This window comes from Fictibacillus sp. B-59209, from assembly GCF_036216745.1.
GTDB lineage: Bacteria > Bacillota > Bacilli > Bacillales > Fictibacillaceae > Fictibacillus_C > Fictibacillus_C marinisediminis.
The window spans coordinates 268,830-294,119 of the sequence record NZ_JARMMC010000005.1 but is presented as its reverse complement, the minus strand read 5'-3'; the positions used below and the strand labels follow the sequence as shown (position 1 = coordinate 294,119).

General features: G+C 43.4%; 32 protein-coding genes, 1 riboswitch and 1 other annotated feature. Of the genes, 17 read left to right on the top strand and 15 right to left on the bottom strand.

Annotated features, from left to right (window positions below; translation table 11 throughout):
• Positions 1–43: 43 nt before the first annotated feature.
• Positions 44–280, bottom strand: a binding site (T-box leader).
• 80 nt (positions 281–360) lie between these two features.
• Positions 361–1,038, bottom strand: a complete 678-nt coding sequence (locus P4361_RS03920; protein WP_062233662.1) for a site-2 protease family protein — start codon at positions 1,036–1,038, stop codon at positions 361–363.
• 13 nt (positions 1,039–1,051) lie between these two features.
• Positions 1,052–2,245, bottom strand: a complete 1,194-nt coding sequence (locus P4361_RS03915) for an MFS transporter (protein ID WP_328088362.1) — start codon at positions 2,243–2,245, stop codon at positions 1,052–1,054.
• A 532-nt stretch (positions 2,246–2,777) separates the two neighbouring features.
• On the opposite strand from P4361_RS03915, the gene P4361_RS03910 reads away from it, so the two are divergent.
• Together P4361_RS03910 and P4361_RS03905 are read left to right on the top strand one after the other, a co-directional pair.
• A complete protein-coding gene (locus P4361_RS03910; RefSeq protein ID WP_328088361.1) occupies positions 2,778–3,740 on the top strand; it encodes a TIGR01212 family radical SAM protein in 963 nt (320 codons plus the stop codon).
• A complete protein-coding gene (locus P4361_RS03905; RefSeq protein WP_328088360.1) occupies positions 3,737–4,309 on the top strand; it encodes a class I SAM-dependent methyltransferase in 573 nt (190 codons plus the stop codon). Before P4361_RS03910 ends, P4361_RS03905 begins: the two co-directional genes overlap by 4 nt.
• 39 nt (positions 4,310–4,348) lie before the next feature.
• Here P4361_RS03905 and P4361_RS03900 read toward each other — a convergent pair whose 3' ends face one another.
• Together P4361_RS03900 and P4361_RS03895 are read right to left on the bottom strand one after the other, a co-directional pair.
• Positions 4,349–5,413, bottom strand: a complete 1,065-nt coding sequence (locus P4361_RS03900; RefSeq protein ID WP_328088359.1) for a tetraprenyl-beta-curcumene synthase family protein — start codon at positions 5,411–5,413, stop codon at positions 4,349–4,351.
• Positions 5,414–5,443: 30 nt separating this feature from the next.
• Entirely contained in the window at positions 5,444–6,223 is a 780-nt protein-coding gene (locus tag P4361_RS03895) for an alpha/beta hydrolase (RefSeq protein WP_328088358.1), read from the bottom strand.
• Positions 6,224–6,573: 350 nt separating this feature from the next.
• Here P4361_RS03895 and P4361_RS03890 point away from each other — a divergent pair, with 350 nt between their 5' ends.
• A complete protein-coding gene (locus tag P4361_RS03890) occupies positions 6,574–7,092 on the top strand; it encodes a gamma carbonic anhydrase family protein (RefSeq protein WP_053357492.1) in 519 nt (172 codons plus the stop codon).
• On the opposite strand, the gene P4361_RS03885 is transcribed toward P4361_RS03890, so the two are convergent.
• Positions 7,065–7,466: a VOC family protein gene (locus P4361_RS03885; protein WP_053357491.1), complete on the bottom strand. Its 402-nt coding sequence runs from the start codon at positions 7,464–7,466 to the stop codon at positions 7,065–7,067. The genes P4361_RS03890 and P4361_RS03885 overlap by 28 nt on opposite strands.
• Positions 7,467–7,639: 173 nt before the next feature.
• On the opposite strand from P4361_RS03885, the gene P4361_RS03880 reads away from it, so the two are divergent.
• From P4361_RS03880 to P4361_RS03860, 5 genes are all read left to right on the top strand, one after another.
• Positions 7,640–7,852, top strand: coding sequence for a spore coat associated protein CotJA (locus P4361_RS03880; protein ID WP_256226337.1), 213 nt, complete (start codon positions 7,640–7,642; stop codon positions 7,850–7,852).
• Positions 7,853–7,858: 6 nt separating this feature from the next.
• Positions 7,859–8,122: a spore coat protein CotJB gene (locus P4361_RS03875; RefSeq protein WP_062233641.1), complete on the top strand. Its 264-nt coding sequence runs from the start codon at positions 7,859–7,861 to the stop codon at positions 8,120–8,122.
• Between the two features lie 24 nt (positions 8,123–8,146).
• On the top strand, positions 8,147–8,716 hold the full coding sequence (locus P4361_RS03870; RefSeq protein WP_062233638.1) for a manganese catalase family protein: 570 nt from the start codon (positions 8,147–8,149) through the stop codon (positions 8,714–8,716).
• A gap of 148 nt (positions 8,717–8,864) precedes the next feature.
• On the top strand, positions 8,865–9,416 hold the full coding sequence (locus P4361_RS03865; protein ID WP_328088357.1) for a phosphatase PAP2 family protein: 552 nt from the start codon (positions 8,865–8,867) through the stop codon (positions 9,414–9,416).
• Positions 9,417–9,433: 17 nt separating this feature from the next.
• Positions 9,434–9,643, top strand: coding sequence for a hypothetical protein (locus tag P4361_RS03860; protein WP_328088356.1), 210 nt, complete (start codon positions 9,434–9,436; stop codon positions 9,641–9,643).
• Positions 9,644–9,939: 296 nt separating this feature from the next.
• Here P4361_RS03860 and metK read toward each other — a convergent pair whose 3' ends face one another.
• Positions 9,940–11,139, bottom strand: coding sequence for a methionine adenosyltransferase (metK, locus tag P4361_RS03855; protein WP_328088355.1), 1,200 nt, complete (start codon positions 11,137–11,139; stop codon positions 9,940–9,942).
• 180 nt (positions 11,140–11,319) lie between these two features.
• Positions 11,320–11,450, bottom strand: a riboswitch (SAM riboswitch).
• A 283-nt stretch (positions 11,451–11,733) separates the two neighbouring features.
• Between metK and pckA the strand changes: the two genes are divergently transcribed.
• The 3 genes from pckA (at position 11,734) to P4361_RS03840 (ending at position 15,325) form a co-directional block, all read left to right on the top strand.
• Positions 11,734–13,317 (top strand): phosphoenolpyruvate carboxykinase (ATP), encoded by a 1,584-nt coding sequence (gene pckA, locus P4361_RS03850; protein ID WP_328088354.1) that lies wholly within the window; start codon positions 11,734–11,736, stop codon positions 13,315–13,317.
• 138 nt (positions 13,318–13,455) lie between these two features.
• A complete protein-coding gene (locus tag P4361_RS03845) occupies positions 13,456–14,730 on the top strand; it encodes an MFS transporter (RefSeq protein ID WP_328088353.1) in 1,275 nt (424 codons plus the stop codon).
• Entirely contained in the window at positions 14,684–15,325 is a 642-nt protein-coding gene (locus P4361_RS03840; RefSeq protein WP_328088352.1) for a TetR family transcriptional regulator, read from the top strand. Before P4361_RS03845 ends, P4361_RS03840 begins: the two co-directional genes overlap by 47 nt.
• On the opposite strand, the gene P4361_RS03835 is transcribed toward P4361_RS03840, so the two are convergent.
• Positions 15,314–16,114 carry an alpha/beta hydrolase family protein gene (locus P4361_RS03835; protein ID WP_328088439.1) on the bottom strand — a complete coding sequence of 267 codons (801 nt, stop codon included), beginning with the start codon at positions 16,112–16,114 and terminating at the stop codon, positions 15,314–15,316. The genes P4361_RS03840 and P4361_RS03835 overlap by 12 nt on opposite strands.
• A gap of 145 nt (positions 16,115–16,259) precedes the next feature.
• Between P4361_RS03835 and P4361_RS03830 the strand changes: the two genes are divergently transcribed.
• Genes P4361_RS03830 through P4361_RS03820 form a run of 3 tightly spaced genes read left to right on the top strand, consistent with a single transcriptional unit; the run spans position 16,260 to position 18,843 of the window.
• Positions 16,260–17,249 (top strand): ABC transporter substrate-binding protein, encoded by a 990-nt coding sequence (locus P4361_RS03830; protein WP_248254702.1) that lies wholly within the window; start codon positions 16,260–16,262, stop codon positions 17,247–17,249.
• A 27-nt stretch (positions 17,250–17,276) separates the two neighbouring features.
• Positions 17,277–18,056, top strand: a complete 780-nt coding sequence (locus tag P4361_RS03825; protein ID WP_053357482.1) for an ABC transporter ATP-binding protein — start codon at positions 17,277–17,279, stop codon at positions 18,054–18,056.
• Between the two features lie 19 nt (positions 18,057–18,075).
• Positions 18,076–18,843: an ABC transporter permease gene (locus tag P4361_RS03820; protein WP_375162202.1), complete on the top strand. Its 768-nt coding sequence runs from the start codon at positions 18,076–18,078 to the stop codon at positions 18,841–18,843.
• 49 nt (positions 18,844–18,892) lie between these two features.
• Here the strand turns inward: P4361_RS03820 and ytkD are convergent, their stop codons facing one another.
• From ytkD to P4361_RS03805, 3 genes are all read right to left on the bottom strand, one after another.
• Positions 18,893–19,369 carry an RNA deprotection pyrophosphohydrolase gene (gene ytkD / locus P4361_RS03815; RefSeq protein ID WP_091003750.1) on the bottom strand — a complete coding sequence of 159 codons (477 nt, stop codon included), beginning with the start codon at positions 19,367–19,369 and terminating at the stop codon, positions 18,893–18,895.
• Between the two features lie 398 nt (positions 19,370–19,767).
• A complete protein-coding gene (locus tag P4361_RS03810) occupies positions 19,768–20,286 on the bottom strand; it encodes a hypothetical protein (RefSeq protein ID WP_248253488.1) in 519 nt (172 codons plus the stop codon).
• Between the two features lie 219 nt (positions 20,287–20,505).
• The gene (locus P4361_RS03805; protein ID WP_091003747.1) at positions 20,506–20,775 is read right to left on the bottom strand and encodes a holin; all 270 of its coding nucleotides are present in this window, start codon (positions 20,773–20,775) and stop codon (positions 20,506–20,508) included.
• Positions 20,776–21,000: 225 nt separating this feature from the next.
• Between P4361_RS03805 and P4361_RS03800 the strand changes: the two genes are divergently transcribed.
• Positions 21,001–21,213 (top strand): hypothetical protein, encoded by a 213-nt coding sequence (locus P4361_RS03800; RefSeq protein WP_053357477.1) that lies wholly within the window; start codon positions 21,001–21,003, stop codon positions 21,211–21,213.
• Between the two features lie 39 nt (positions 21,214–21,252).
• On the opposite strand, the gene abbA is transcribed toward P4361_RS03800, so the two are convergent.
• The 3 genes from abbA to P4361_RS03785 all read right to left on the bottom strand — a co-directional run bounded on the left by abbA (position 21,253) and on the right by P4361_RS03785 (position 21,964).
• The gene (abbA, locus tag P4361_RS03795) at positions 21,253–21,435 is read right to left on the bottom strand and encodes an antirepressor AbbA (RefSeq protein WP_053357476.1); all 183 of its coding nucleotides are present in this window, start codon (positions 21,433–21,435) and stop codon (positions 21,253–21,255) included.
• A gap of 77 nt (positions 21,436–21,512) precedes the next feature.
• On the bottom strand, positions 21,513–21,695 hold the full coding sequence (locus P4361_RS03790; RefSeq protein ID WP_053357475.1) for a Fur-regulated basic protein FbpA: 183 nt from the start codon (positions 21,693–21,695) through the stop codon (positions 21,513–21,515).
• Positions 21,696–21,796: 101 nt separating this feature from the next.
• Positions 21,797–21,964, bottom strand: a complete 168-nt coding sequence (locus P4361_RS03785) for a hypothetical protein (protein ID WP_156316348.1) — start codon at positions 21,962–21,964, stop codon at positions 21,797–21,799.
• A gap of 167 nt (positions 21,965–22,131) precedes the next feature.
• On the opposite strand from P4361_RS03785, the gene P4361_RS03780 reads away from it, so the two are divergent.
• Positions 22,132–22,746, top strand: coding sequence for a DNA-3-methyladenine glycosylase (locus P4361_RS03780; protein WP_328088351.1), 615 nt, complete (start codon positions 22,132–22,134; stop codon positions 22,744–22,746).
• 13 nt (positions 22,747–22,759) lie between these two features.
• On the opposite strand, the gene P4361_RS03775 is transcribed toward P4361_RS03780, so the two are convergent.
• Positions 22,760–23,461: a hypothetical protein gene (locus tag P4361_RS03775; protein ID WP_091003742.1), complete on the bottom strand. Its 702-nt coding sequence runs from the start codon at positions 23,459–23,461 to the stop codon at positions 22,760–22,762.
• 302 nt (positions 23,462–23,763) lie between these two features.
• Between P4361_RS03775 and P4361_RS03770 the strand changes: the two genes are divergently transcribed.
• Complete coding sequence (locus P4361_RS03770; RefSeq protein ID WP_053357472.1) at positions 23,764–23,958, top strand: hypothetical protein; 195 nt, start codon at positions 23,764–23,766, stop codon at positions 23,956–23,958.
• Positions 23,959–24,162: 204 nt separating this feature from the next.
• On the opposite strand, the gene P4361_RS03765 is transcribed toward P4361_RS03770, so the two are convergent.
• Positions 24,163–24,942, bottom strand: a complete 780-nt coding sequence (locus P4361_RS03765) for a GDSL-type esterase/lipase family protein (RefSeq protein ID WP_328088350.1) — start codon at positions 24,940–24,942, stop codon at positions 24,163–24,165.
• Positions 24,943–25,290 lie beyond the last annotated feature (348 nt).

Here is a 25,290-nt window from a genome sequence, read left to right as displayed (position 1 = left end):
AGCAAATTAAAGGCAAAATAAAAAACCTTCCGCCCCTAAATCATTCAGGGACGAAAGGTTGTGTTTATGTCATCATAACCTGCCGCGGTACCACCCACATTAGCGCAAAAGAACACGCTCGCTCATTGGTCCCTTAACGCGGGTGTACGGCAAAAGCTAAAGCTTTCTTTTCACTTTTGCAACTACAAGGTGAGTTCAAAAAGGTTCAGGGTTGACTTGCACCGTCCGTCAACTCTCTAGATCCCTCTGCTTTTTTACTGATCCTTATCATCGTAATTTACCATATTTAACTTGTATTGTATGAATTCAAACGTAAAATGTCAAGTCTGTTTGCTACTCAGCTTAGCCCTTTTTTCCTAGTTATATACCAGATTCAAAGAATGGCCGGATCAAGCTGTCCACCAAGTTCGCCACATAAGGAACGATCGTATTAAAAATCGGATAGATGGTATATCTGTCCAGCGGCGTAATGATGAGGATCAAAAAAATGATCACACCAATATGTTCATATTGAATCATCTTGGCCCTGATTCGGTTAGGTGCCAAATCTTCCAGTACACGGTAGCCATCCAAAGGCGGGATCGGCAATAAATTAAACACAAACAGCAGAACATTCAAATAAACGAGCATATTGATCATCTTGTCGATAAAGTCGACTCCCTTTTCCGGCACACTGTCCACTACACCGGTTGAAAAGAGGGCATAAAAGATGATAACTCCTATTATTGCAATTAAAATATTGCTCAGAGGTCCGGCGATCGATACGAGAATGCTATATAAATGAGGACGTTTAAAATTCCTGCGGTCCACAGGCACTGGCCGGGCCCAGCCGAAACCGGCGATCAATAAAAGGATCGTACCGATCGGATCAAGGTGGGCAACAGGTGAGAGCGTCAAGCGCCCCTGGTCTTTAGCCGTAGAATCACCGCACAGATACGCTGCATAAGCATGAGCAAATTCATGAACCGTAAACGCAATAACCAATGAAATAATGACAAAAGGCATCTCTTGTAAGTTAAAAGCCAAGAAGTTTTCCATTCAGCTCTCCTATCTAACCTGTCTTTTTCTGTGAAAGACCTCCAACAGCAATCTTCCGGTCATAGATTTGAGTAAGCACAATACTGATCATAAACAAAACAAAAATTACCCCGAAAACAGTCTTCATTCCCCAAACATCAGCAAGAATGCCGCCAAAAGACGGGCCGATCATCCGCCCCGCCGTCGCCGTACTGTTGACGATTCCCTGATAAAAACCTACCCTTCCTGCCGGAGCCAGATCATTGGCGATGGACGGCACACCCGGCCAGACGAACATTTCACCTATCGTCAAAATAACCATGGCTCCCATAAAACCTGAAAATGCTTCGGCACGGCTGACCGTTACAAATGAAACGATAAAAATAAGATAGCCTACGAGAATTTGAGTTTTCGTTGAAGTAATCCAGTGTTTTAATATGTAGGCCAGCACGGGCTGCAGCAATACGATCAATGCTCCGTTGACCGTCCAAAGCAAGCTGTACAGCTTCAGGCTGATACCTGCTTCCTGCGTGAAAACGGCGATGGTCGATTGCCATTGCACATAGCTGATCCAGGCCAGCAAGTAACCGCCGCACAAAATCAGGAGCCCGGTAAAGATGGTTTTGTTCTTAATCTTAGAATCCTGCGTTAAAATCGTTTCTGGTGAAATTTCGGAAGCTTTATTGCTGATTCCTTTATACCCAAACAGAACGAGCAGGAAAAACAGCGCACAAAGCAATGCGTTACCAATAAAAGACCATCGAAAGGAATAGGAAGCAACAAACCCACCACATGCCGCACCGGCAGCAACACCGACGTTCTGAGCGACATAGATGGCGTTAAACGCTTTTCTTCCTCCTTCTTTCCAAACGGTCCCCGCCATCGCGTACATCGATGGAAAAGTAATACCCATGCCAAAACCGATAACAGCCAGCAGAGAAGCGTAGAACATAAAACCATGATAAAAAACAAGCATAATAAGGGCTGCCAATGTGACAGATACACCAGTGAGTATGGCTCTGTATCCCCCAAGGCGGTCAAACACCAAACCCCCGGCAAGATTCCCAAGAACCCCCGCTCCTGAGTTACACATGAGCACGATGCCGGCGACAGTCAATGACCTGTCTAGATGCTCATGGATATAAATGGTATTCACCGGCCACAAAAACGATGCTCCCGTTACATTCAGGACCATTCCAATCACCAGCAGCCAAAGCGGTCTAGGCAATCAAAGCCCCCCTAACAAGAAAGAAATACCCCTAAGTATTGTAGAGCTTTTTATGCCCGGTGACAATCCGCAGACACGCCTTTTCCCATAAACAGCTCTTTTTCTTCCTGTTGGAGATTTGCTCCCCCCGTGCTAAAATGGCTTGTAGTGTGTAAGAAGGGGCTTGGGTAGCCCGGTATTGGTGTTTGAGTGTCTGGCAGGTTGGCGGCTGGGCGGTGTTTTTTTGCATGGCGCCCGAATGCGGGATTTCAGCTCAAAACGGCCCTTTCAGCTTTTCTGATCCAGCTTCAGCGCCCAGCTCCTCGAGCACTTCACTCCCTCAATGCAACACAAAGAGCGTGTTGCTATTCAGGAGTTCCACCGCTTTTCGGAGCTAAACGGGCGCTTCAGCTTTTCTGATCCAGCTTCAGCGCCCAGCTCCTCGAGCACTTCATCCCTCAATGCAACACAAAGAGCGTGTTGCTATTCAGGAGTTCCACCGCTTTTCGGAGCTAAACGGGCGCTTCAGCTTTTCTAACTAAGGAGTGACACAATGTCTCAATCGATTATTCCCGCCCATTATGGCGATAAACGTTTTTATACATGGAATCAGCATCTGCGGAGCCATTTTAATGAGAAGATTATTAAGATTCCGCTGGATGGCGGGTTTGACTGCCCGAACCGTGACGGGAAAGCTGCTTATGGCGGCTGTACGTTCTGTTCTCAGAGCGGGTCCGGCGATTTTGCCGGAGACCGTCGGGATGACTTGATCACCCAGTTCAACACCGTCAAAGAACGCATGCACCGTAAATGGAAAAAGGGGAAATATCTTGGGTATTTTCAAGCCTTCTCCAACACGTACGCACCAGTTGAAAAACTTCGCGAAATGTTTGAGACGGTCTTGGAACAGGAAGGTGTAGTTGGCCTTGCGATCGCGACCCGCCCGGATTGTCTCCCTGATGATGTAGTCGAATATCTCGCCGAACTGAACGAACGGACCTATCTATGGGTGGAGCTTGGTCTGCAAACGGTCCATGAACGGACTGCTCTGCTTATTAACCGTGCACACGATTATCAAACGTATGTTGATGGCGTTAATAAGCTCCGTAAGCATAATATTCGTGTATGCTCCCACATTATTAACGGGCTTCCCCTGGAAACACCTGAAATGATGATGGAAACCGCAAAGGAAGTCGCCAAGCTCGATGTGCAGGGCATAAAGATCCATCTGCTGCACTTGTTGAAAAAAACGCCGATGGTAAAGCAATATGACCAGGGAATGCTGGAATTTTTAGATTTTGATACGTATGTAAGGCTCGTTTGCGACCAGCTCGAAATCCTTCCCCCTGACATGATGATCCACCGTCTCACTGGTGACGGACCGCCTGATCTGCTGATCGGGCCGATGTGGAGCATGAACAAGTGGAAAGTACTGAATGCCATTGAATCCGAAATGAAACGCAGGGACAGCTTTCAAGGGAAATTTTATAAAAAGGAAACGGTACAACCACTATGAAGATCCAGGGTATACTTCCGTTTGCACGGACATTGCTGGAAAGTGCGGCTGTAAAAGGCAGTGCTGTCATTGACGCCACATGCGGGAATGGCCATGACACATTATTCCTTTCCCGCCTCGTCGGTATCGAGGGCAATGTTTTTGGTTTTGATATACAAGAAGTGGCGATTGAAAACACTAGAAAACGTCTGCTGGAGCATGAGGCCGAAGATAATGTAACGCTTTTTAACACCGGACATCATCATATGAAATCATATATCCCAGATTCGTTTCACGGGAAAATTGCCTGTGCTGTTTTTAATCTCGGCTATTTGCCTGGCGGAGATAAAGAAATTGTAACTCAGAGTGAATCCACCATCGAAGCCATAAATCAGCTTTTTGACCTGCTGGCGCCGGGAGGCCTTGCTGTATTGGTGATCTACCACGGACACCCGGAAGGAAAAGTGGAAAAAGACGCAGTCATGGAATATGCTCAAGGCCTCGATCAGCAAATGGCTCATGTCCTGCAGTACGGATTCATCAACCAAAAGAACGATCCTCCCTATATTGTCGCCATTGAGAAAAGATAAAAAGGAGTGGAAGCTGCCGCAGCAGTTTCCGCTCCTTTTTTAGATGGAAGGTCTTAATCTTTGCATTAGTCTTCGGTTCATATAGAAAAAGAGAGTATAGCTTCCGCCCATTCTCATGATTTTCCCTGCCGTCTTTTTAATTCCCGGATGGCGGTCGACTTTTTGGTCAGCCAGATAGATGCCTAATAGACCACGGTTGATCAATTTATGAAACTTGCGGTCTGGCAGGCGGTCAATGCTGTTATCCGCTTGCTGGACGAAATGACCAAACCGCTCAAGAAGCTGATTGCCATTTTCATAATATGAGCAAAAATTAAGGTCGCCGCCCTCTTTATCTTCTTCCTGATCCACAAAATAGTCGAGCAGTATATGAAGGCCTTGCACCCACGGAAAGTAGCCGTTCTTAATGACTTTCACTTGTTCCTTCGTAAGGTTTTGCTGTGATGCATACGAAACGAGGCAAAAAATACCGAGCGTTGAACCTGTACAAGCTGAAAACTCATACCAGCTCATCGCTGGGATAGAATCTTTATGGCTGCTGAACCAAGCCTGCAGCCGCGGAACTCTTTCTTCAATGATCACGTGCTTATGTATTTGCAGATCACAATAATAGTGAGCCAAATCAAGCAATGAATCCGAGATTGAATCGTAATGCGGTATTTCACTAAGAATGTTCTGACAGGTTTGAACAAGTCTCCATAAATAATCCCCGTCATTCTGATCATCCCTCATGCGATAATAATTTTTGCGGTCTGCACCCGGTGTAAGCGCATGGATCATGGATTCGTGAAGAGCCTCAAAATCCAGCGGGTCCAGCGATGTGCTTCTGTCACAAAGATTATCCAGATAGTCGCTGATCGTCTGATAAGCCACTACAAATTCGATCACTCTTTTTCTTTGATCTCCGGCCAGGAGGGCCAGAATCGCTCCTCCCTGGCAATGAAATTCCTTCGTATCAATGCTCATCAACGCTTGTTTTCTAAGTTCATCGTTCGGAATCAATTCTGCTTTTTCACGCCATTGTTCAAGAAAGAGAGAAACATCGGGCAGAACATTGCGATAGATGCGATACATTAATGCCCATGGTTGATTCGGTACACTCATTCAATTCCCACCCCTAGCAATTATCAAAAATCAAAAATGCAGATTCAAATAGGATTTAATAAATTTAAACACGTCATCCCTTTCCGGTTCATTCAGTACTTCATGATACAGTCCGGGGTATTCTTTGTACATTTTGTCGTGCAGTTCTATCCGGTTAAACCAGTCACGGACAGCCAGTTTGTCGACGATCCGGTCATCTCCTGCCTGAATGACGAGCAGCGGAATGTTTGGAAACCGGCCGGTATGTGTATGGGCCATCTTCATTGCATTCACAAGCTCCCGGTACCATCTGACAGATACACGGTCTACAAGAAGGGTGTCCGTTGAATCTCTGAGCAATACCTGCTCATTCCTTGTTTTATTTACGGGCTCAATGTTTGCAGCAAATTTAACAGATGGCGCCACTTTATTCAATACTCTTGATAAGGTGTCAATTCCCTTTGACGGCTGGCTCGCAAGTCCAAGACATGGAGAAGAAAGAATGATGCCCTTGATATTAAAGGATCTTTCCGTAACCGCACGGATCGAAGCAAGCCCGCCCATGCTGTGTCCGAAGAGAAATACGGGCAGGTAGTAGTGAGCAGCTTCACCAATCCACGTCTCGATGGCCGTGATGTATTCATCAAACGAGTCGATGTGCCCCCTGCGGCGAGTCGTCGTTCCCTGTCCCGGAAGATCTCCCATAAGGACGTGAAAGCCACCCAGATTAAATTGCTGAATGACCCATTCATAGCGCCCATGGTATTCTCCAGCGCCATGAACCATAATGACGACACCCTTAGCTTCCTCCTTAGTTTCCCACTTCCACATAACCCCATCCCCTTCTCGAAATAATTTTCAATTAATCTTTCATTTGATAGAATAAGTTGAAAAGCTGAGGCGGCTTGGTCAAAAGCGAAGGCTGTTGGAGCTCTTGAACACAAATACGCTTTTTGTATTTTGTGAAAGAGCGAAACGACCAAGCTTTTAGCCGCTGAAGCTGGATCAAGAAAAGCTGAAACGCCTGTTTAGAGACGAAAAACACTGGAGGGCTTTGGCATAAAACGCTTTTTGTTTTCTGACAAAGACTGAAGTGATCGAGTCTCTAGGTGTTGAAGCTGGATCAAGAAAAGATGAAACGCCTTGTTTTTATTATTTTATACGAAATAGGATGTGATATTTTGATCTACCCTTACAATGGCAAACACCCGGTTATCGCAGAGACTGCCTATATTGCAGATTATGTAACCATTACCGGCGATGTTACGATCGGTGAATACAGCTCTATTTGGTTTAACACGTCGATACGCGGAGATGTTTCTCCTACCATTATCGGCAATAGCGTCAATGTTCAGGATAATTCTGTTCTTCACCAGAGCCCTAATCGGCCTCTTATTCTGGAAGACGGAGTAACCGTTGGGCACAGCGTGATCTTACATAGCAGCATCATTCGAAAAAACGCACTGATCGGCATGGGATCTCTTGTACTTGATGGCGCTGAAATCGGTGAAGGAGCGTTTATCGGAGCCGGCAGCCTCGTACCTCCGGGCAAAAAGATTCCGCCGAACACCCTTGCATTCGGCCGTCCTGCCAAAGTGATACGGGAACTGAACGCAGAAGATATTGCCGACATGGACAGGATCCGCCGCGAATACCAAGAAAAAGGGCAATATTATAAATCACTTTCAGAAACAGACTGACGCTCTCCGTTAAATTCTATTAAATTTCCATCTGGATCACTGACATAAACCTGATGCCACGGTGTTTTATTATCCGGCTTATTTAAATAAGGTATTTGATGGTGGTCCAGCTTTTTTAACAGTCTCGGAATATCTGTAACACGGATGGCAAAATGGCCATCCCTGCTATCCAATTCATCCGTTCCTCTCAAAGCCTTCCCTTTTGCGTTTGCGATCAAATGAAGCTGTGTTGCCCCAAAATCGTACCAAACACCTGGAAAGCCGAACTGAGGCCGCTCTTTGCTCGCCGAAAAACCCAAGATTCCCTCATAAAAATAAAGTGCTTTTTTCAAATCAGTAACTACTAGTGATACATGATGGACTCCTTCGTACATGGCTTCCCCTTTCTTTCCTCTTTATTTTCCGTTCTTCACTTTTCTGTTCTTGATAAATCATACCATAAGATGTTTTCTTATTTAAATTGTAGGCTTTATCCTGATAAAATCCACATAATTGCCACCGTTAGAAAATAATTTAGTAAGAGTACGATTGTCGGAGGTGAAATCCTTTGAAACATGTAAAATCCTATGTTCCTTTCCATAGCAATTTCGATCCATGCCAGCCGATCGGAAGAAAGTATTATTCTACTCCTCCTCACTTATATATGACATTCCAGCCCTATAACCTGCCGCAGTTCTCACCACAGGAAGCATTAAAAAAAGGAACGCTTTGGCCGGTATTTTATGATTACTATGAAAATCCTTATGAAAGAAGGAGTTGATCAGGAATGGAAACAGGCCTTCCAGCTGAGTATTATCAGCTCCTCGAGGAATTACAGGCGGTTGATTTTGTACTTGTTGAATTAACCCTGTATTTAGATACCCATCCAAATGACACAGCCAGCATCCATCAGTTCAATCATTTCGCCCAGGAACGAAAAAAATTGAAGAAAGCCATTGAGTCAAAATATGGGCCGATGCAGCAATACGGAAACAGTTATTCAGGTGCTCCCTGGGATTGGAACAAAGGACCTTGGCCGTGGCAGGTATAAAAGTAAAACCATGGGAGGGCAACTATGTGGATTTATGAAAAAAAGCTGCAATATCCTGTTAAAGTCAGCACATGCAATCCGAAGCTGGCGAAGTTTTTGGTTGAACAATATGGCGGGGCAGACGGTGAGCTTGCTGCTGCATTACGGTATTTGAATCAGCGGTATACGATCCCTGACAAGGTCATCGGCTTGCTCACCGACATAGGAACAGAGGAGTTTGCCCATCTTGAGATGATTGCCACGATGATCTATAAATTGACAAAGGATGCCACTCCCCAGCAGATGAAGGATGCCGGGCTCGATACCCACTATGCCAATCATGACAGCGCGCTCTTTTATCATAATGCAGACGGTGTGCCATTTACTACAGCTTATATTCAAGCCAAAGGAGATCCGATCGCTGACCTGTACGAAGACATTGCAGCAGAGGAAAAAGCACGTGCTACGTATCAATGGCTGATCGACATGTCGGATGATCCTGATCTCAATGACGGGCTGAGATTTTTGAGGGAAAGGGAGATCATCCACTCCATGCGGTTCCGTGAAGCTGTTGAAATTCTAAAAGAAGAGCGTGATCAGAAGGTTTTCTTTTAACCTCATTTATACCGGAAGCTGCAAACCGCTTGAATTCATCCAGGCGGTTTTTTCATTTATTTACAATTTCTTCACACTGCCTTTAAACAGCGGCAATAAACCTCTTGTAATCTGAAAAGGAAATCGTTATAAAGCAAGGAGGACTTCCATGGCAAGAGTAACCGGCTGGATCTATGAAAAGGAATGTGATGTATTTAAATGGGTGAACGGCAGACTGCAGCACCGTTTGCTGGATAAGTATTTCAATGTGATCACACACATTGGCGGAGCAACGTGCACCATTCTAACTACACTGCTTCTCCTGCTTACCATTCCTGCCGATCTGAAGAAATTTGCTGCTGCAGGAATCCTGTCTCTTATTCTCAGCCATATTCCTGTTGCAATCTCAAAGAAATGCTATCCACGGAAACGCCCTTATCTGATGATCGCGGGTACCAAGACCTTCAGTAATCCGCTGAAAGACCATTCTTTCCCTTCAGGACATACGACCGCGATCTTTTCGGTCATCATCCCGCTCGCTTTCATCCATCCAGGATTGCTTACCTTACTGCTTCCGCTCGGGTTGTCTGTTGGCATCTCGCGTATGTATCTAGGCCTTCATTACCCAACCGACGTGCTCGCCGGTATGATCCTCGGGATCAGCTCAGGAATCTTTTCCGTGTTTTTACTCAACGTTTATCTCGTTCCTTACTTTTTATAAAATTTAGGAGGGGTTACATGAAAAAAGCACCACAGGAAAACCGTTTGATGATTGTGCAAGAAATCAGTCCGAATCTCAATCTAAAAATCGCTCCAGCAGCAATCTTCAAGCTTCCTGTATTCATGAAAACCTTTGAGCATAAACCTCCAGATTTAATTGAAAAGGTGCCAGGCAACCGGCTTTTGACATATGTCAAAAAGCGGTGCCTGGCACCTTTTCAAAAATAAACAAGTCAAAAACAGTCGAAATGTGTCGCGCTTTAACAGATTGAAAATAAAAGTTCCGTTTTTGAACATAAATTTGATTTTTTGAACAAAAAATTAGTTTTTTGAACATAAAACAAAAAAGTTGAAAATAAAAACTAAAAATCATTTAATAAAGTTAGTTCTCCACACTAAACGAGTTAAAAAACTTTCAATTATGACGCTTATTCAAGATTTCCCTCTACCCATTTGCTAAACCAAAACCTTTACAAACGACTAAAAACTAAAAAAACCGGCCCAAAGGCCGGTTTTTCTTAATATTACGCGTTTGCTTGATCTTTAAGTGCTTCTGCTTTATCTGTTTTTTCCCAAGGAAGCTCAACGTCTGTACGGCCAAAGTGTCCGTATGCCGCTGTCTGTTTGTAGATTGGACGGCGAAGGTCAAGCATTTTAATGATTCCCGCAGGACGAAGGTCGAAGTTTTGGCGCACAAGATCAACCAATACTTCTTCAGAAACTTTTCCTGTTTCGAATGTGTTGACTGCGATCGATACAGGCTGTGCTACACCGATTGCATATGCAAGCTGAACTTCTACTTTGTCAGCAAGTCCGGAAGCAATGATGTTTTTCGCTACGTAACGAGCGGCGTACGCTGCAGAACGGTCAACTTTAGTTGCATCTTTACCGGAGAATGCTCCACCACCGTGGCGAGCATATCCGCCATACGTATCAACAATGATCTTACGGCCAGTTAATCCAGCATCACCTTGTGGTCCGCCGATAACGAAACGGCCAGTCGGATTAATGAAGTATTTTGTGTTTTCGTCGATCAATTCTGCAGGTACAACAGGCTTGATGACTTGTTCTTTAATGTCGGCTTGAATTTGCTCAAGTGTAATTTCTGGATGGTGCTGAGTGGAGATAACAATCGTATCGATACGAACCGGTTTGTCATCCTCATCATATTCCACCGTTACTTGAGTTTTACCATCCGGACGAAGGTAAGGAACTTCTTCGGTTTTACGCACTTCAGCCAATCGGCGGGACAGGCGGTGTGCCAAAGAGATCGGAAGCGGCATAAGTTCAGGTGTTTCATTGTTGGCATAACCAAACATAAGACCTTGGTCACCAGCACCGATCGCTTCGATTTCTTCATCAGTCATTGAGCCTTCACGAGCTTCAAGCGCTTGGTCAACACCCATCGCGATATCCGCAGACTGTTCATCAATGGATGTAAGAACTGCGCATGTTTCAGAATCGAAACCGTATTTTGCACGGTCATAGCCGATTTCTTTGATCGTTTCGCGAACGACTTTTGGAATATCAACATAAGTAGATGTGGTGATTTCACCAGCAACAAGCACAAGGCCTGTCGTTACGGATGTTTCACAAGCGACACGTGCGTTCGGGTCGTTTGCAAGGATTTCATCCAGGATCGCATCGGAAATTTGGTCACAAATTTTATCCGGATGCCCTTCCGTAACTGATTCAGATGTAAAAAGACGACGACTTTTAGACAATTGAGATCCTCCTTCTCTATTGAAAGCATAGAGCAATTTTTTTATAAGATACGGTACTCATTCCTATATGGATACTTTGTTTTGTAAAATATTCAGGTTCAAACTGTTTTAAGACATAAAAAAAGCCTTTCCCTGGACCTAAAATAAACGAGGGAAAAGGTCTTATGTCTACGCCTTCACCTCTTATTTTCAAGGTTTTTTCACCTTGCAGGTTAGCACCTTTTCACTTCACTGCACAAGAGATATGTGATGATGAAGTGTCGGTTGCTGGGTTTCATAGGGCCTGTCCCTCCACCTACTCGGAATAAGAGCAGCCGTTCCCGAAATATAATAGCGCAGTTCGACAAACCTGTCAACTTGAAAAGCTATACTCTCCCTCTCCAGCGGGAGTCTGGGCGATCCTTCAAATGGAATTAAGTACCTATTATAAATGAAAGATTATGCTTTTAAAAACAAAGAGCCTGATTTATGAACCAATTTACAATTTGCTAAATAAAATAGTATACATTATTTGTTTCAATGTGTTATACTAATTTCGAATTTACTTACGATATTAATGATAAATATATTTCTTAAAAGGATGGTTTTGCGAACATGAATACGGTTGATTTAACGACGACTTTAGATGACATTCTATCCAGCGCTGCTACTCATGAAAATCTACCTGTACCTATGCTTGTTGAAAAGGCGCTGCTCCGAAATGAAGGCATTTTATCTTCAACCGGTGCTCTCAGGGCCACTACTGGAAAATATACTGGACGTTCTCCCGAAGACAAATTCATCGTGGATGAAGCTAGCACACAAGATAAAATAAACTGGGGCAAAATCAATAAGCCCTTTAACGAAGAGAAATTTGAGCAGCTCTATAAAAAAGTACTTCATTACTTAGGACAAAAAGAGGAATTGTTTGTATTCAAAGGATTCGCTGGTGCCGACCACGCGTACAGGCTGCCTATTCAGGTGATTAATGAATTCGCTTGGCATAACCTGTTTGCCCACCAAATGTTCATCCGTCCGACAGCTGAAGAACTAAAAGGAATCGAAGCGGGATTCACCGTGGTATCTGCACCAGGATTTCAAGCAGATCCTGCTGTAGACGGGACCAATTCTGAAACCTTCATTATTATATCATTTGAGAAGCGTATCGTATTGATCGGAGGAACTGAATATGCAGGAGAAATTAAAAAGTCCATCTTCTCAGTAATGAACTACATTCTTCCTGAAAAAGGGATCCTTTCTATGCATTGCTCCGCAAATGTCGGGCAAGAAGGCGATGTAGCTCTGTTCTTCGGATTATCCGGTACCGGGAAAACTACGCTCTCTGCTGATCCGCATCGTTCATTGATCGGTGACGACGAACATGGCTGGGCTAATACTGGTGTTTTTAACATTGAAGGCGGCTGCTATGCAAAATGCATCAACCTCTCTGAAGAAAAAGAACCGCAGATCTGGAATGCGATCCGTTTTGGAAGCGTTCTCGAAAATGTCGTTCTTGACCATGAAACTCGCGTAGGTGATTATAGCGACGGTACGTTGACTGAAAATACTAGGGCTGCCTATCCAATTCAGGCGATCCCGAATATTATCCAGCCAAGTGTTGCTGGTCATCCGAACACGATCATCTTCCTGACAGCTGATGCATTCGGCGTATTGCCTCCGATCAGCAAACTGACAAAAGAACAGGCTATGTATCATTTCCTTTCCGGCTACACGAGCAAACTCGCCGGAACAGAACGAGGAATCACTTCTCCTCAAGCGACCTTCTCAACATGCTTCGGTGCGCCGTTCCTTCCATTGGAAGCAACTGTATATGCCGAAATGCTTGGAGAAAAAATCGATCATCATGAAGTAGAAGTATACCTGGTGAATACCGGATGGTCAGGCGGTGAATATGGTGTCGGCAAGCGCATGAACCTTTCCTACACAAGAGCCATGGTTCAGGCTGCCCTTCAAGGGGAATTAAAATCTGTAGAGACGATAACCGACCCTATTTTTGGACTGCATACTCCAGTACATTGCCCAGGTGTTCCTGATCAAGTACTTCAGCCGAGAAAGACTTGGGAGAACCCGGAAGATTACGACCGCAAAGCAAAAGAGCTTGCAGGTAAGTTCAAGGAAAACTTCGAAAAATTCAACAATGTGCCAGCAGAAATTAAAAGTGCAGGACCGCTTTGCTAACTAGCATCAACTAAAACCCATCTAAAACCGCTTCCCAGCCGAAGCGGTTTTTTTATTTTCCATAAAAAGGTTGAAGTCGACACTTGTGTCATTTATAATAACGACATAAGTGTCATTTTAATTCCGAGGAGTGATCTCATGGAAAAGAAAGCAGGTAATACATTAAGGCAGAATAAATCTTTTAAGTTTTTAATGTCGGCACAGGTCATTTCCAATCTTGGTGACTGGCTTAGCATCATGGCTATTTTTTCATTGATGGCTTTTAAATGGAACGCCTCACCGCTGGAGATGTCATTTGTCATTATTTCACTTGGACTCCCCATGACGGTTCTTGGACCGGTTGCTGGCGTGATCGCCGATCGCATGAACCGTAAAACCATCATGGTCTGTTCTGATTTTTTCCGCTGTATCATTATTCTTGGTTTGATCGTTGCATCTGTGCCTTGGCATGTGTACATTCTGCTCATTCTTCTGGGAATCTTCTCCTCTCTTTTTACTCCCGCCAAAAGCGGCATGCTGAAAGAAATCGTGTCCGATGACGATATGCAGCAGGCTGCTTCGATCAGCTCTGTCATCCAGGACGCGACGAAGATTATCGGTCCTGCCATCAGCGGATTTTTAGTAACCACGGCTGGAATCAGCAGCGTTTTTATTCTTGATTCAGCCAGCTTTCTCTTGTCCGCTTTGCTGCTGTTCGTGCTTCCAGGTGTTAAACCGCTTCACGTAAAAGAAAAACGCACAAAAGGATCTGTTATATCAGATTTAAAAGAAGGCTTTCAATATATGAAAACCGTACGCTTTATTTTGTTTGGCACTGGTTTCATGTTTGTTTCCATGTTGATCTTGCAGATGGCGGATGCCCAGTTTTCCGTTCTGATCCGATTACTCGAGACGGGCAGCCCGGCATTGGTAGGTTTAGTGGTCACCTGCTCAGGAGTTGGCTTTCTCGTGACCGGCCTATGTTTGACAAAATGGCAGATCAGATCTCCATGGCTGGCGATGACGATCGGTATCTTCTCGCTTGGAGGCGGTTTTATGATCATGGGATATCTGGCTTCTCTCCAGCTTCCCCACCCATTTATCTGGGCTCCTGCGCTAACCTTCTTAGCTGCCTCAGGCGCAGGTTTAATCTTCATCCCTTTCAATACAGCCGTTCAGAGACTAACACCCGTTCATATGACAGGAAGAGTATTTGGCCTGACGGGAAGCATTATAATGCTAGCGACACTTATAGGCCCGGTGACTGGCGGATTTGCTGGAAATCAATTCGGAGTAATCTCCGTATTTATTGTTTCTGGCGCTGGACTTGTTACAATAAGCATAGCGGCATTGTTTTTACGAAAATCGATTGAACGGAGCGATCAGTATGTCACCGAAAGTGCCTCACGAGCACAAGGAACAACGACAGCGTGAAATTTTAATGGCATCTAAAAAAGTGTTTGCCCAAAAAGGCTATGAAGCTGCCTCTATTAAAGACATCATGGATGCCACATCCATTAGCAGGGGCGGGATCTATGCCTACTTCTCAAACAAAGAGCACATCTTTCTTTCTCTTTTGGAACAAATGATGGAGGATAACCGCAAGGAGCTGGATGAGCTCCTTCAAAAGAATAATGGAAGCGTTTGGAAAACTCTCCTTACCATATTGGATGACTACAGAAAAGCTGAATACGAAGATACGGAAAATCTTTTTAGTGCGGCAATCGTTGAGTACGGAATTACGCATTGGCGAAAACCGGAAAACAGAGATTACATCGAAAAACGATACGAAGGTGCTGCCGGTATTTTTAGCGTGCTAATCCAAAGGGGTGTGGACGCCGGTGAGTTTAAACCGATTGCCTCCGCTGATGATATTAGCCGGTTCATGATTAGCTTTCTTGATGGGCTAGCCATTTCAGCGATTAGTCTGACCCATGGCCTCATGCGTACCGGAAAACAGATGGATCTTTTTGAATCCACTTTAAAAATGATGCTCAACGTACAAAAGCCGGACTTGTCACAAAGGTGACAGCTCCGGCTTTTCTTTGTTTTGCGTTTTCATCCACTCACAAAAAGCATAGGTTATTTTCCGGTTTTCCTGCGGCGGAAAATGATGAGTATATTGCGGGTAGAACCAGGTTTCTACGTTTTTCTTTGGCTCCAGGCATTCTTTCAGCATTATAGAATGCTTGATTCCAACATTTTCATCACGGCTTCCATGGATTAATAAGAGCGGAACGTTAAGTTCTTCGCAGAAATATACAGGTGAACGTGTTCTATACCCCTCCGGATTTTTAGCAGGTGTTCCGCCGATGACCCTTTTCATCATTTTGCGGAGGTCTACTCGTTCTTCATAGGTAAGAGCCATGTCAGAAACGCCTCCCCATATGACGAGTGAGCGGGCTTCAGGAAACTTTAACGCTGTAAAAAACGCCATTGGACCGCCTCTGGAAAACCCAAAGATATGGAGCTGATCCTGATCAACAGAAGGCAGTGAACGGAGCACCTCAAACGCATGAAATGCATCACACCGGTCTTCCCCGCAGAAATCTTCTCGTCCCTCTCCCCCTTCATTTCCCCGATAAAACGGAGCCATCACAACAAACCCCTGTGAAGCAAGCTGGATGATTCTCGGAATCCGTACCATCCCTACTTTTTTAATCCCTCCCCGTAAATATAAAAATCCAGGAAGATGCTTTGTCTGATGTTCAGGGATAGCTAACAGCCCTTTTACGGTTAATCCTTCACTCTTATATGTAATCTTGAATAACGTAATCTGTGGATGCGGTGATGGAAATCGTTGTGCATGAGTGATCAGGCTGCTTCCTAACAACGCGCATTCCTCCTTTTTTTCATTAGGCTAACACACAATTTTTCAACTCACATAAAGTATTACATGAAATGCAAAACTTCATTCGAACATAAAGGAGGCACACCGCTTGAAACGGATAAAAGCTCATATCATGCTCTGCTTAACACTGCTTCTCACTGCCTGTCTGCTATTGTCGGCATGCTCATCTGATAACTCCGAAAAGCAAAAACGCGATAAAGTAAGAATTGCCGAAGTGACCCGCTCCATTTTCTATGCTCCCCAATATGTTGCTATAGAAAAAGGGTTCTTTAAAGATGAGGGAATTGATATCGATTTAAAAACCACGTGGGGCGGCGATAAAACGATGACGACCCTGCTGTCTAACGGAGCTGATATTGCCCTCGTAGGCTCTGAAACTTCCATTTACGTTGATGCCCAAGGCTCCAGTGATCCGGTCATCAACTTTGCACAGCTGACTCAAACGGACGGAACCTTTTTGGTCGCAAGGAAAAAGCCAAACTATTTTTCATGGGATCAGTTAAAAGGCAGTACCTTTCTCGGACAGAGAAAAGGCGGAATGCCGCAGATGGCCGGCGAGTTCAGTTTGAAGAAGCACGGCATTGACCCTCATAAAGATGTGAAGCTGATCCAGAACATCGATTTTGCGAATATCGCTAACGCCTTCGCCTCAGGAACCGGCGACTATGTACAGCTGTTCGAGCCCCAAGCCAGTCTTTTTGAACAGAAGGGCATCGGCCATGTTGTTGCGTCATTTGGTGAAGAATCCGGCAAGCTTCCCTATACTTCTTACATGTCAAAACAAAGCTATATAAAAAAACACGGAGATGTACTGAAACGCTTTACGAAGGCACTCTATAAAGCCCAGCTGTATGTTGAAACACATTCTGCAAAAGAAACCGCCACTCTCATTGCTCCGTATTTTGAAGATACATCGGTTGATCTCATCGAAAAGGTAGTCGACCGCTATAAAGGACAGCACAGCTATGCGGTCAATCCGATCCTTGAAGAAGGAGCATGGAGCAACCTGCAAGCCGTTATGAAAGAAGCGGGAGAACTTCCAAAGAAAGCTGATTACAACAAACTGGTTAACACCACTTTTTCCCGTGATGCAACGAAATAAACCATAAATAATAATGGAGGGATCACAGTGGCCTTCTTACAATTAAAATCGGTTGGTCAAACCTACTTTTCCAAGCATACGGCCACGACTGCACTGGAGGACATCACTCTCTCTGTTTCCGAGGGAGAGTTTGTTTCTTTTCTTGGACCGAGCGGATGCGGAAAATCAACACTTCTATCCATCATCTCGGGACTTCTTAACCCCACAGCGGGAACCGTTACACTAAGAAATCAGATCATTAAAGAACCTCATCCCAAGATCGGTTATATGCTGCAGCAAGATTACTTGTTTCCTTGGAAAACCATCAAGGATAATATCGTGCTGGGGCTGAAGCTTCAGCATTGCCTTACTGAAGAACGACTACACTATACATTTTCTCTTATGAAGGAAATTGGACTGTACGATACACTCGACAAGTATCCGAGCGAATTATCCGGCGGGATGAGGCAGCGCGTCGCTTTAGTGAGGACACTGGCGACCAATCCCCATATCCTATTGCTGGATGAACCTTTCTCCGCACTAGACTTCCAGACTAAGCTTAAACTGGAGGACCTGGTATCCTCTACGCTCAATGAACATGGCAAAACCGCCATTCTTGTCACTCACGATATCGGTGAAGCGATCGCCATGAGCGACCGTATTATCTTGTTTTCCACGAAACCCGGCCGTATCTTCCGAACGTTTCCTGTATCCGGCCATCTGCGTAAGCGCCTGCCGTTCGAAGCTCGACAGCATCCGGAATACGCGGTCATGTTTCAACAAATTTGGGAGGAGTTGGAGCAAATTGAGCAAAACGATACTGAATAAAGCCCACTCCGACTACTTACTGAATTTGCGCAGAAGAACGATTAAAGTCAGACTTACACAGCTTCTCATCTTTGTTGTATTTTTTGGCTTATGGCAATACAGCTCGGATCATAAATGGATTGATCCTCTCCTCTTTAGTTCCCCTGCAAAAATAGCAGCCTTGCTGGCGGAAAAAATTTCTGACGGAAGCGTATTTGTGCATATTGGCATGACGCTGACAGAGACAGTCATCGGATTCTTGCTCGGAACGTTGATCGGAACATCACTGGCTGCACTGATCTGGTGGTTCCCTTTTCTGTCAAGAGTACTTGATCCGTACCTGGTTATTTTAAATGCCATGCCTAAGGTTGCTATCGGTCCCATCCTGATTGTTGCTCTGGGGCCGAACCTTTCGTCTATCGTTGCCATGGGTGTGTTGATCTCAGTCATTATTACCACAATCGTCATCTACACGTCGTTTACGAATGTTGAACCGAATTATGTAAAGGTCATTCGATCATTCGGCGGCTCTAAATTTCAGTGTTTTAAAGAAGTCATCCTTCCCGCCTGCTTCCCTGCCATCATCTCTACCTTAAAAGTAAACGTTGGCTTGTCCTGGGTCGGAGTCATTGTCGGAGAATTTCTTGTATCGAAGGAAGGACTGGGGTACCTCATCATATATGGGTTTCAGGTCTTCAACTTCACGCTTGTACTGATGAGCCTTCTGATTATTGCAATTCTAGCGACGGTCATGTATCAGCTGGTTGAGGCACTTGAAAAGAAATTAATCAAGAACCGTGAATCATAACCAATAGACAAAAAAACAGCAGACCGCTAATACAGCTGCTGTTTTTATTTTATAAAAATTTTTCTTTTGTATGCTGAAGACTCTGGATCAGCACTTGATCCTTCATCATGAAACTGAATTTCCTGCTGCCCTCAAAGGTTTCCGGAATCGTTTCAAAGAATACCGGACCATTTGTTTCATAATAGCGCTCTTTCAGCAATATTTTATCTACGGTAGCGTAATAAATATTTTTTATAATAAGGCCGCCCTTTCCGTCTACCTTGTATTGTCCAAGATAGTGAAGGGAAGATACGTGGCCTCCGGTCTCCTCAAAAACCTCCCGGACTGCAGCCTCATCCGCTGTTTCTCCAGGTTCAACCTTGCCGCCGGGAAACTCAATTCCGCGCCGCGGATGTTCAGTCAAAAGCCATTGGCCTCTGAAACGGCACAGCACCCAGACGTGCTTCGGATCTTTTGAGAACGGGTGATCTTCAAAGGAAAGCTTTACCGTATTATCGTAGTAATCTTTAAAAATTATCGGTTCCATTGTTTAGTTACTCCAAATCCCTAGGTTATGTTCATTGTAAAGAAGGAAGCATGCATTTGTCCAATCTCATAAAAGACTTCATGACTATTATTTTATTTTCGTTTCATTTTTATGAAATGATCTTTAGTAACTCAATGGCGAATGCAGGGGATGGGATTGAAGAGCCAATTGAAAAGCAGATGCGGATAAGCGAACTTTTCCACGTCTGCTTTTCAAGCTCTTCATTTTTTTCCACAAAATCCGCTGAATCCAACTGTCGTCAGCTATCCCATCCATTCTCCTGAAAAAAACTTGAGGATTCTTTCAAGCATCAGAATGCGATGCTTGATAGGAAAGAAATTCAACAATATGCTTAACATGGCAAAAGACGCATGAGAGATCTCATGCGTCTTTTGGCATCAGGTCACGGAAGCAAAAGTAATGACCCAATGGCTATTAACTTTTTCAAATCCAAGTGTTATACTATACTCCCCATATAAATCACTCTTATTTTTTTGAATGAGGTGATAAGATGTATCAGATAATTTCTTCAGCTCATAAGGTTTGTCTTTCTCCACCCACGGAGGAAGATCTGTAGGTATGATATACAGTTTACCGTTTTTTTCTTCGAACATTCCATTCACATAATCGCTTGCTACTTTTTTAGAAGCGATGTGGCTCAAATTACGAATAAGTTCCTCTTTACTGGAATAACCTTTCACTTTATATTGATCATCAACTTCAGGAGTAAGCTTATGAATAAATTCTTGGGATAATAATTTGGCATCCGGTTTAGAAGCTGTTGTTTCCTCTGCCAGAGCACGCTGTTCTATAAATGATACCGGCTCACCTTTAGAACCAGGTGAATCTGTCAAATAGTTTGGAGAAGCAAAAACAGCCAACATTGCTATTAAAAAACTGGTTGCATAATACTTCACATCGGTTCACCACCCTGTATTTTTTAATAAAATGTGTACTTAAAGTAAAACATTCCTTAAATGCAGCAAAGGAAAACCTCTTTTTCTGAATTTTTCATTTTTAGATGTTTCAGTATTTCTCCATCTATGCGTCTATTCCTTGTATTCCTGCTGAAATCACATCTATCTTCCCACACAAAAAAATACGACTATGGCTATAGTCGTATCATGCAAGACGATCTATCCTGCTTTCCGGTTTACTTTTCCTGAGCTTCTTTTACCCAGTTCATACAATCCAGTAGCGGCAAGTCCAGCGATTCCTCCGGACCATACTCTAAGAACAACCGTCATTTCGGTAAATGGATAAGCAAGGATTCCGACAAATATTCCAATGAAAAAGCTGATTAATGGAATGAATCTTTTCTTTATAGGGAAAGTACGTTTTAGCAGCTGTACCAAGCCCGTCACTAGAGGCGTTAAAAGTGAGGCAAACGTCACAATATGTCCCATTCCTCATCCTCCTTTGCTTTTTCATCTTCTTATGTTGATTCACAAACGATAGTTAATAAGTTCAACCCCAAGATTAAAATACCTTCTATATTAAAAAATCCGTATTGTCCTGTACCGCTTCAATACCCTTGCATAAACTAAATTTGTTGCAAACGATTTACGATCCGAGGATTTGTGCATACTAAGCGAGAGATATAGAAACAAATCATAACAGGAGTGAAATGCATGAGAAGAGAAGATGATTTGTATTTAATAATGCTAGAATCCAATGAACTGACGTGGTGGGAATATGCAAGAAAAGTATCTCCCAACATGCGGCCCAAACAGTACAAAACCTATTGGTCATTTCTAAAAAACAAAGGCAGGCTTCCTAAAAGATTAGTAAAAGAAGCGGAATGGAGAATGGAAGCCCGGCGAAAAGGATTGCTCGATTCATAAAAAATAACCCCTCTCTTATAAAAAGGGGTTATTTTCGTTTCAATATCCTGTTTTATGTAATACCATAAGCAAGTCGTTCAATTTCTTTACCCGGTCATTTTCCGCTTCTCTTAAACCGAGTTCGATTTCCATCAATTCAGATTGAACCAGTTCTTTCGCATACTTTTGAGTTAACGCAAGATCTGCCAATAACAGCTTGTCAGCTTCGCACAGTTGATTCATAGAAATCCCTCCCTCCATCTATTATATAGAGATAAAGGGAAAAACGGCGTGTTCAAAATATGGTAATTCCAAAGTCCTTACATGCTAACATTGTCTTTGCCCTGAACGGAACTCCATTCTCTTTCCAATTCGGACAATGTAAATTCTTGCAAAAGCCGGTGTTCCTGCAGAATAAAGCCATGGTGAAGCAACTTCTGGATAAGAAACTGTTTTCGTTTTTCAACCGCCCGACGCAATTGTCCTTGAGGAACATTCATCATTGAACAGGTATCCTTTCGTTTTTATATACAGTTCTCTCCAGCTTTTGCATTTTGCATTCCTTTCAAGATTCAAAAAAATCTCTTCAATAGAACGGAACTCATTATTTAGCCTGCGAATTGCTCCATTCTTCCACTACGGATTGAGGAGCACTCCAGCACAGCCAAGATACCATTGTCTTCAATCCAGACTTGCTAACATACCAATATTCATAGCGTCGTTTCGAAAGGTTTTCATAGATGCCCGTTTTCTTTACTTTTCCATCCATCATTAACGCCTCCCGTCTTTACACTATAGAATTCTACCTTGCTCTCTAACTTCCTTCTTAAAACATACCCAAAATTCTGACAATTGCAAACCTGCAGATACGACAGGGTTCCATTCAAAATAAGGGTATAAAAAGGATAAGCATATGTTTTTCGTACTGGAGGATTACTTATGAATGAGAAACTATTTGAACTCCCTACACTAAAGCTCGCTAAAACATTGTTAGGAATGGAACTGGTTCATCAAACAGATGAAGGGCTGGCCTCTGGCATCATCGTAGAAACAGAAGCCTACATGGGGCCCGAAGATATGGCCGCCCATTCATTTGGAGGCAAAAGAACGCCGCGAACCGAGATCATGTATGCAGAGCCAGGCCATGTTTATGTTTACTTCATTTACGGCATGCATACATGCTTTAATATTGTTTCCGGTCCTCCCCATAAGCCTGAAGCCATCTTGATCCGTGCCCTTGAGCCGAAAGAAGGGATTCCCTTAATGATGCACCGCAGATCCATGAAAATCCCTGTCTTGGAAAACGGAGCCTGGAAACCTGGACAATTAAAAAAACTGACAAACGGTCCAGGAAAACTGTGCAAAGCGATGGGAATATCGTTAAACGACTACGGGCTGAAACTCAATGCGGAACATCTTTACCTGAAAGAATACAAGACCTTATCTGAAGAAGACATTGTCTCCGGTCCGCGGATTAACGTGGATTATGCAGGAGAGGCGGTTCACTATCCTTATCGTTTTTGGATCAAAGACAACATCTATGTATCAAAATAAAAGAGCATTCCGCTCAGGAATGCTCTTTTATCATTTTTTCTTCAAAATAAGGATCATCAGACGGTTCTTCATCCGGTTCAAACGGATCGTGAAGCTTTTCATTTAAACAGGCCAGCACAACGCCGTCGAGCTGAGCAAATGTACGGATTCTTTTATTCATCCACAAATGCGCAATCACAAACCAAACGAGCAGAAGCAGAACGGTTTTTACTGTACTCTCCTGAGAAAACGAAAGACCTTCCAGGTGAAGGATATCCATCGCGAAGCTGGTAAACAATCCGATCAGGATCCCAATGGCATAGCCGACCGCCTTTCCGTTCTTCATCGTTCTCGTGTTGGTCTTTAAGTACGTATGAAACAGCCGAAGCTCAGTCGGCCTCATCTGTATTAACCGGCTGCGCAAATAGTTTAAGTTCGGCAGCAGTCCCCGTGAAATCTCACGTTTCATCGAAGTTTGCAGAAAAAGATCTAAATCCGCCGGCGAACCAAGGCTGTTTTTTAGTTTACGATGCACAAAGTTATGGTAATAATAATAACGGATGGAAAGCTCAATGATTTTCACGGTTAACATCCCGATGATAATCGCAGCTGAAAATTGCACCCAGAAATTTTGAAACAAAACTTCAATCAGCACGCCCAGCGCAAAAAATCCAGCTGCGGCTTTTGCCCATAACAGCTTACTCACTAATACGATCAGTTGCCAAAGTTGATCCACTCTATTTCCCCCTGACAGAAGAATTCCTATTTATCATGATACCATCTTTTTTATGCAGAAAGGTAAAATTTTACGTTGATTCAGAAAAAAAGACAGCATAAGAAAAAGACAAATCGAATGAGGATTTTATTCACAAGCTAAAAATATTTTACCAATCTCTTTTTATCTTTTTATCTTTTTATCTTTGGGGGAAGAATAGAGTCATGCTCCTAAATTAAATCATAGATTTACCCCGACAGCTTTTTTAATTAGGGCGAAATATATAAGGAATAGACAGAAATTCCTAAATAGGAGGCAGAACGATGAGAATTGTTTTTTTTGAAAAAGGAGATTTAAGTATTATTGTAGGATCTTCCCGACTAAAAGGTGAGTTGACTATAGAGCAGATCAAGAATGAAAGTGAAAAGAAGGCAAAAGAATTAAGCCAGCTCCTTGGCCGTGAAATTGGCTTTATGATTGATATGAATGGCAAGCTTGAAAACGATATCAAGCGTTAATACTTAAAGAACGATAAGTACTTCTAGTCAATGATGCTAATATTTTTGAGGAATGGGATTTGCATGATCTTCGCCTAACACTTGAGGGTCTCTTTTACCAACAGTATGTGATGCATAATAGAAAGTCCCTCAATACTAAGCGCTTTACTAGCGAGAAACCCCCGGATAGGCCAAGCCTGTCCGGGGGTTTGCATGATAAGAATATTATCTGAGTTTCAGTTCACCGAGCACCCGCTGTGCGATCCGGTAATACCCTTTCGGATTCGGGTGGATGGAGTCTGAGAAATAATTCTGTTTTTGAATGCCTGCGAACAGTTCATAGGTGGAAATGTAAGTTGAGTTCGGTGTCTCTGCGCTGACTTGCTGAATGGATCCGTTCCACCGCTTGATGACACGGGAGGATACCTCATCATAAAAGTTTTCCGTGTAAGGATTATACAAACCGAGAATATAAATATGTGCCCTCTTATTCTGATTTCTAAGCTCGGCAGTTATCTTCTCCAGATTGCTATACAAAACCTTCTGACCGATCGCCATTTCCTTCTGATTAATATTCCTGAAGTTCCACCCCGCCGTTTTTCTGTAATCGTTCGTTCCGATAAACAAGAAGATGTAGTTCGCCTGGCGCACGGATCGTGACACCATTCCATTGCTTAATTGCTTGTACAGCTGGTCAGACCGCTGTCCGCTGATCCCATAGTTGTTTAGCACGACCGGGCGCTTCAATTCCTTTTGCATGCCCTGTCTGACTAAGCCGATATACCCTTTACGCCGAGGATCTCCTCTCCCATAAGTCAGAGAGTCACCAAGCGCGACAATTCTTATTTGTTTTGGTCTAGGTTGTTTAATGTGTGTGTTTGGTGATTTTTTTTGTTCATTCCCCTGATTCTTTTCATGACTTTTTACAGAATAAAAGATAAAAAGAACGGCTGCTGCGATAACAACCGCACTAAGGGTATAAATCACCTTTTTTCGGTTCCCCAAAAAAATCCTCCTCTATCTGATAACCATAAAGCTGTAAAAAACATACGTTCAGCTATGTTATTGAGTTCCCTTTTGCTAATCCATTAAAACAGCAATTCGGCATCTTTTCAAGTTTCATGGCATATTTCGAATAACCAATTCATCATTTCCCATTACGCGCCTGTTGGCTACATGGTTTTGTAAGTTTATAGAAAAAAACTCCTCTTATTAAGGAGTTCTCTCTACTTCAAATTATAGTCATCTGATGTATACTCCCGGTCTTCCTACAAATTATCGATATCATAGCGGCTGGTATCAGATTTTACGAGAGAACTGATCAGCAGGGCGGCGCCTCCGCACACTAAAAAA